Consider the following 6,808-nt stretch of genomic DNA (forward strand, 5'->3'; position numbering starts at 1 on the left):
AACCCTCCAGAGTGTTGTTTTGCTTTGAAGAAAGATTTACATTCCTTGCTGCAAGTTAAAAAAATACGCCAAATTGGTGTTACTTGTCACATTTGAACAAAGTATTTATGATTCACAAAACCGGGCTTCCGAGCTTAATGCCAGTAATGAATGTGAAACAGCAACTGTCAGCAATCCATGCCGACTTTGGTGCAGCAGAAATAAATGAAGTGTTATCCACCTTAGCTATCTGGAAAGAAAAGCAATTTTTTGATGAACTCTCTGCGATCTCTTGGCTGTTAACATTTTCCGATCCTCAACAAATCCCCACTGATTTGCACACGCGCTTGCCGGCTTCGCGCATCAGCTTGTGTATTCCGGAGGTGATGTGTGCTGAGCGCGACAACCACTCGCGCCTCAAACATTTTGCCAGTAACGGCTTTCGCGTTTTTACCGATGAGTTTGCCTCGCAAACCGAGTTGGCTTGGGCTGACACCAAACAAATCGCGCTCGACTGTAGCAACGGCGTGCCATTTTTTGCCAAAGGCTGGACTGGACGTTTGGGCGCGGCCCAGCACTGGGCTAAAAATATCTCGACTCCGAATGTACTGGAGCAAGCGCAGCAGGCTGGTTTCAAATGGTTTTCCGGCGAGTATGCGTTTCAACCGCCAGTACTGAACAAAACTGCCGATGGCTCGGCGCGCACGCGTTTGCTCAAACTCTTGGGCCTGGTCGCGCGCGATGCCGATTCCGCCGAACTCGAAGAGTTGTTCAAACAGGATGCCAGCCTGTCGTTCATGCTCTTCAAATTGGTCAGCTCGGCCGCCTTCGCCCAGACCATGCGGGTATCGAGTTTTGCTCAAGCCATCAATCTGCTTGGCCGTCGACAGTTGCAGCGCTGGTTGCAATTGCTGCTGTATGCGCGCCAACAAGACCAAGTGGGCGGGCTCAATCCGCTCATGGCCAGAGCCGCGTTTCGCGCCAGTATGATGGAAAATTTATGTCTCCGACTCGGTGGTAGTAAAGATGATCTCGACGGCGCCTTCATGGTCGGCATGTTTTCTTTGCTCGATAAACTGTTTGGCAGCGAGCTGCCGGAAATCTTGCAGCCACTGTGTTTGGAGCAGCACATTCTTGACGCTTTACTCGAACGTAGTGGCCAACTTGGCCTGTGTCTGCGTTTGGTTGAGTGCGCCGACCGGCCACAAGGCCCGCTGCTGACAGAAACACTGCAATTGTTGGAACTCGATGCCGACACCTACTACGATAGTGTGTTGCGCGCTTATATTTGGGTTAATCAGGTTTGCCGGGATATGTGACGATGAAAACCATTTCCGCTGCGACTCATTTGGAACTCGGCGCTTCGCTAGGCGAAGCCGTGCTGAGTTTGTCTGATGCAGCCTTGGACCGTGAAATCAATCGTATTGCCGGGGCATTATTCGATGATGCCACGGTCAGTTACCAGCGCCATGGCGCTGCGTTGGAAATCTGCGCGCCGGCCAAGCAAGAGGGCTTGCGCTATCCGGTGTCGCCGGAAACGTTTTATTTGCTGTCAGCCAAAAACGGCATATATTCGGAAACCGATCTGATCGAGCTCAATCGCTTATCCATGCTCACGGCACGCTTGTTTGAAGTGCGTCAAGCCAGTGCGAAAACGCAGGCGCTGCAACTGCGCGAACAGCTGTTGCAGACCCAGGTACTCGATCAGATTCATGAATCGGTGATCACCATGGATTTGGCTGGATTTATTCTGAGTTGGAATCGTGGCGCAGAAAAATTATTCGGTTATCGCTCCGATGAAGCCGTTGGAAAAAATATCTTATTCCTCTACGAAGAGGAAGGGCAGCAGGGCGACGATGAATTTTTACAGCATGGTGGGCGCGAGATGGAAGTGCGCCGCCGTAAAAAATCAGGGGAAGTTTTTTGGGCCAGCCTGAGCTTGTCTTTATTAGCCCAGCACGACCAGGCGGTAGGCATGGTGGCCTACTTGAGCGATATCACGCATCGCAAAGAATCGGAACAGAAAATCAATCATCTGGCTTACTTCGATGCGCTCACCAATTTGCCCAATCGAAATTTATTCAAGCAATTAGTCGATCAGTCTTTGCAAACTGCGCTGCGCAAACAAAGCAACTGCGCTATTCTGTTCATCGATCTCAACCGCTTCAAGCCGGTCAATGACATGCTTGGGCATCAAGTTGGCGATGCCTTGCTGATTCAAGTGGCACAACGCTTCCGTGCCAGCTTGCGCGACCAAGACATGGTGACCCGACTCGGCAGCGACGAATTTGCGATCGCCTTGCCCGAGATGAATCAACACTATCATGCCAGTCTGGTAGCGCAAAAAATCTTGTCCTGCTTGGAGCAGATTTTTCATATCGATGGACATGAATTACGCATCGGTGCCAGCATAGGCATCGCCGTTTATCCCGACGATGGCATGGACGCGGAAGGCTTGTTGCAACGTGCCGACATCGCCATGTATAAAGCCAAACGCAGCGCTCTTGATGCCAGCGGTAGTTACGCCTTTTATAATCCGAGCATGAATGCCCACATCGCCGGCAAATTGTTCATCGAGGCGGGCTTGCGCAAAGCCTTGGAGCGGCAAGAATTTTTCTTGGTCTACCAACCCAAGCTCGATGTGCAGAGCCAGACCATGACCAGCGTGGAAGCGCTGTTGCGCTGGCATCATCCGGAGCGCGGCTTGATCTCGCCGGTGGAATTCATCACCATCGCCGAAGAAACCGGTTTGATCTTGGCGGTCGATGCCTGGGTATTGGAACGCGCCTGCCAACAGGCGGCGCAATGGCAAGCGGAGGGCGTGCCACCGTTTCGCATCGCCGTTAATTTATCGGCCAAGGAATTCACCGTCGGTTTGCCGGCGCGGGTCAGCGCGGTACTGCTCAAATACCAAATCGCCCCACAATGGCTGGAACTCGAAATTACCGAGAGTATGCTCATGCACAGTACCGAGAGCGTGATCGCCATCATGGATGATATCGTTGCCTTGGGTGTGAGCTTGGCGCTCGATGATTTCGGTACCGGTTACTCGAGTTTATCGTATCTGAAGCGCTTCCCCATCACCTCGCTGAAAATCGACCGCTCGTTTGTGCAAGGCATACCTGGTGACAGTAATGATTGTGCGATTGCCAGTGCGATCATTAAAATGGCCCATCAACTCAAGCTCAAAGTCGTCGCTGAAGGCGTGGAAACCCCAGCCCAGCTGGCTTTCTTGAAAGCGGCCGGTTGTGACGAGGTGCAGGGCTACTTGTTCGCCCGTCCGCTGCCACCGACGCAAGTAGCCGGATTGCTGGGCATGGTTTTTTAGCGCAATACCGCGCGCAGCGCTTGTCCAGCGGCCGATCTCAGGCTATAATTACGCGCTTGGAAGGTTGGCAGAGCGGTTGAATGCACCAGTCTTGAAAACTGGCGAGGTGTTATAGCCTTCGTGAGTTCGAATCTCACACCTTCCGCCAGATTGATAAGATAAGCCCTTGATTTTCAAGGGCTTTTTCTTTTTCTGGCCTACCCAGTATGCCATTCGGTATGCCATCTTATTTGGGTTGGCGTTGGATGTTATTGGATTCCTTTGGAGTATCTGTTTATTATTGTTGTAAATTTTAAACGTGCCGAGCTGTCAATTAGATGCATAAATTTTCTCAATTTAATTAACGATACTATTTAGGGCCTGTTGTTATGTGGGTTGCTAGCAACGGTTATCGGTATGAATGTACCTAGATATTGTAATTTTACCCTGTGTTCTATCAGACTATTTTTGTATGTTAATACACGCCAAGCTCCCGGCGATTCTCCCGTTGACCTAAGGAGGAAATTATGGTCCGAATGACATAATTCTACGTAGCAATATTAAATGAAATTAAATATCTCGAACAAGTTTGTGGCCCAGCCTGTTTCGGCACAACATCAACAATGCAAAAGAGATGTTTTAAAGCAGTCGATTGTAAAACCTCCTACATCGAAAATAGTCTCCGAACCGTAGAAATCTGCGCGCAATAATCATTCGAATCAACTTAACTCCAATAACATCGCTTATTGGAAGTCACGCGGGCTTGTTCCGAACCAAAAACCTTAGCAATTAATATTTGCTTACCCTGATGCGCCAGCCTCTAGGTGGGTTTCCTTTATTTGAGAAAAAAATATGCAACGAATATTGATAACTGGATCAGAAGGTCTAGTGGGTAAGGCTGTGCGAATCGAACTGGAAAAGCAAGACATGATTGTTCAAGGTCTAGATTTGCTGGGGAAGGGAAGGGAATGGGGGAACGTATTAGACACGAATGCGGTTCATTTAGGGCTAGAAGGTTGTGACGGTGTTATTCATCTTGCAGCAGTTTCTCGCGTCGTTTGGGGGGAGCGCGACCCTGACGCATGCTGGAGAACCAATGTGGAAGGATTGGGCAATGTATTGACTGAGGTTTCCAATCAAGTAACTCCACCGTGGGTAATTTTTGCCAGTAGTCGTGAAGTGTACGGGCAACCTGAGCATTTGCCGGCCAACGAAGAGACGCCGCAGTGTCCTGTAAATATCTATGGTCGATCCAAACTGGCAGGGGAGGAACTGATTCAGCAAGCTCGCTTAAAAGGCATGAGAGCGGCAACGATACGTCTTTCAAATGTATATGGTCGGACTTGTGATCATCATGATCGGGTAATTCCTGCATTTGCAAGAGCTGCAGTAAATGGTCATCAACTGCGTGTTGATGGTTCTGGACATACTTTTGACTTTACACATATTGACGATACCGTTGGCGGTATCGTCGCGCTTGTGCATTATTTACAGCAAGGAAATGATGCGCCTCTTCCAATTCACTTCTTAACTGGCCAAGCAACCACGCTGCAACAACTAGCGGAGATTTCGATAGAAATTGCTGGAACTTCAGCCTCTGTAGTGCAGGCGAGTCCGCGTTCATACGATGTTTCTCAGTTCTATGGGTGTAATCAGCGTGCTTTTGATGTACTAGGGTGGAAACCCAAAGTATCTTTGCGTGAGGGCGTGACAAGATTAATCTCCGATTATAAATCCGATCAATCGATCAACACATTCAATGAGTCCTTATCATGAAAATATTGCAAGTTATTCATGGGTACCCGATGCGCTACAACGCGGGCTCAGAAGTCTATACACAAACTTTATGTCACGGGTTAGCAGAGCGCCATGAGGTTCACGTGTTTACCCGTGAAGAGGATCCTTTTGCACCTGATTTTGGAATGCGTATAGAAACAGACATTGACGAACCAAGAATTACAGTTCACTTGGTCAATAATGCTCGGAATCGGGACCGCTATAGTGAGATTGGAATTGATCAGCGATTTGCAGAGTTGCTTAATCGATTAACTCCTGACATTGTTCATGTCGGACATTTAAATCACTTGTCTACTTCGATGTTGCAAGAGGCCGCTAATCGGGATATTCCAATTGTCTACACTTTGCATGACTATTGGGTGATGTGTCCGCGCGGGCAATTTATGCAAATGCAACCCAAAGACGCAAATACGCTATGGGCAGCCTGTGATGGGCAAGAGGATAGAAAATGTGCCGAAAATTGTTATTCTCGATATTTTAGTGGGGACCCAGCCGAATATGAGTCGGACACTATCTATTGGACGGATTGGGTTTCGCGAAGAATGAAACATTTGCGAGCGATGACCGATCTTGTCGACGTCTTTGTCGCCCCCGCTAAGTATCTGTATCAACGATATCGTGATGATTTTGGATTGTCTGAGTCAAAATTAAAATACCTTGATTATGGATTTGATCTTAATCGACTTGAGGGGCGACTACGTGAGTTTGGCGAACCCTTTACATTTGGCTATATCGGGACACACATTCCTGCGAAAGGAATTCATCAGTTAATCGAAGCATTTGGAATGATTAAGGGCAGTGCCAAGTTGCGAATATGGGGGCGACCAAGGGGGCAAGAAACGCAAGCGCTAAAGGCACTTGCGCTTGCCTTGCCAAAGGAAATTTCAGAGCGGATTGAGTGGATGCAGGAATATCGAAATCAAGAAATCGTTCACGACGTTTTCAACCATGTTGACGCGATTGTTGTTCCTTCAGTGTGGGTAGAAAATTCACCCTTGGTAATTCATGAGGCACAACAGGCCCGCGTGCCAGTTATTACCGCAGACGCGGGTGGTATGGGGGAGTATGTACGTCATGAAGTCAATGGTCTAGTGTATGAGCATCGCTCAGTAGCAGCACTCGCATTGCAGATGCAGTGTATGGTTGACGACCCAGTCCGAGCGCGTGAGCTTGGCGAGCGAGGCTATCTATATAGTGATGATGGTCAAATTCCTTCGATTATTGACCATGTAATTGAGATCGAGAACTTATATAGGGATGTTCTTAGTCGACGAAATAGTGCTCGCGTTAGCTCAAGTGATGGACCTTGGCGTATCACTTTTGACACCAACCCAGACTCCTGCAACTTGCGTTGCATTATGTGTGAAGAGCACTCCCCACATAGTGCACTTCAGAGCATACGGATCGCCGAGGACCGCCCTCGTCGTGTCATGCCTTTTGAACTGATTCGTAAGACAGTGGCGGAAGCCGCAGCGCATGGTTTGAGAGAAATCATTCCTTCTACCATGGGGGAGCCATTGTTATATAGTAATTTTGAGGATGTTTTGGCACTTTGTGTTGAATATAAGGTGCAACTTAACTTAACTACCAATGGTACTTTTCCGCGGTTAGGGGTCGAGGCATGGGCGAGGCGACTCGTTCCTGTGACCGGAGTTTTTCAAGCTAGTTGTCGCCTAAAAGTAAATTTTTATGCCGCCAGTTTCAGTTCTTGATATACGTCCTCAT

General features: G+C 48.6%; 4 protein-coding genes and 1 tRNA gene. All 5 read left to right on the forward strand.

Going from position 1 to position 6,808, the window contains the following annotated elements; all coding sequences use genetic code 11:
* The first annotated feature begins 152 nt into the window (after positions 1-152).
* The 5 genes from QN359_RS11545 (at position 153) to QN359_RS11565 (ending at position 6,795) form a co-directional block, all read left to right on the forward strand.
* Positions 153-1,298, forward strand: coding sequence for an EAL and HDOD domain-containing protein (locus tag QN359_RS11545; RefSeq protein WP_323493581.1), 1,146 nt, complete (start codon positions 153-155; stop codon positions 1,296-1,298).
* A gap of 2 nt (positions 1,299-1,300) precedes the next feature.
* Positions 1,301-3,307: a putative bifunctional diguanylate cyclase/phosphodiesterase gene (locus tag QN359_RS11550; protein WP_322248138.1), complete on the forward strand. Its 2,007-nt coding sequence runs from the start codon at positions 1,301-1,303 to the stop codon at positions 3,305-3,307.
* Positions 3,308-3,365: 58 nt separating this feature from the next.
* Positions 3,366-3,455: transfer RNA gene (locus tag QN359_RS11555), tRNA-Ser, on the forward strand.
* Positions 3,456-4,138: 683 nt separating this feature from the next.
* Entirely contained in the window at positions 4,139-5,062 is a 924-nt protein-coding gene (locus tag QN359_RS11560) for an NAD(P)-dependent oxidoreductase (RefSeq protein ID WP_322248139.1), read from the forward strand.
* A complete protein-coding gene (locus QN359_RS11565; RefSeq protein ID WP_322248140.1) occupies positions 5,059-6,795 on the forward strand; it encodes a glycosyltransferase in 1,737 nt (578 codons plus the stop codon). Before QN359_RS11560 ends, QN359_RS11565 begins: the two co-directional genes overlap by 4 nt.
* Positions 6,796-6,808 lie beyond the last annotated feature (13 nt).

Origin of the sequence: Undibacterium sp. 5I2 (genome assembly GCF_035019605.1) — a bacterium.
In the GTDB taxonomy this organism is placed as follows: Bacteria; Pseudomonadota; Gammaproteobacteria; order Burkholderiales; family Burkholderiaceae_D; genus Undibacterium.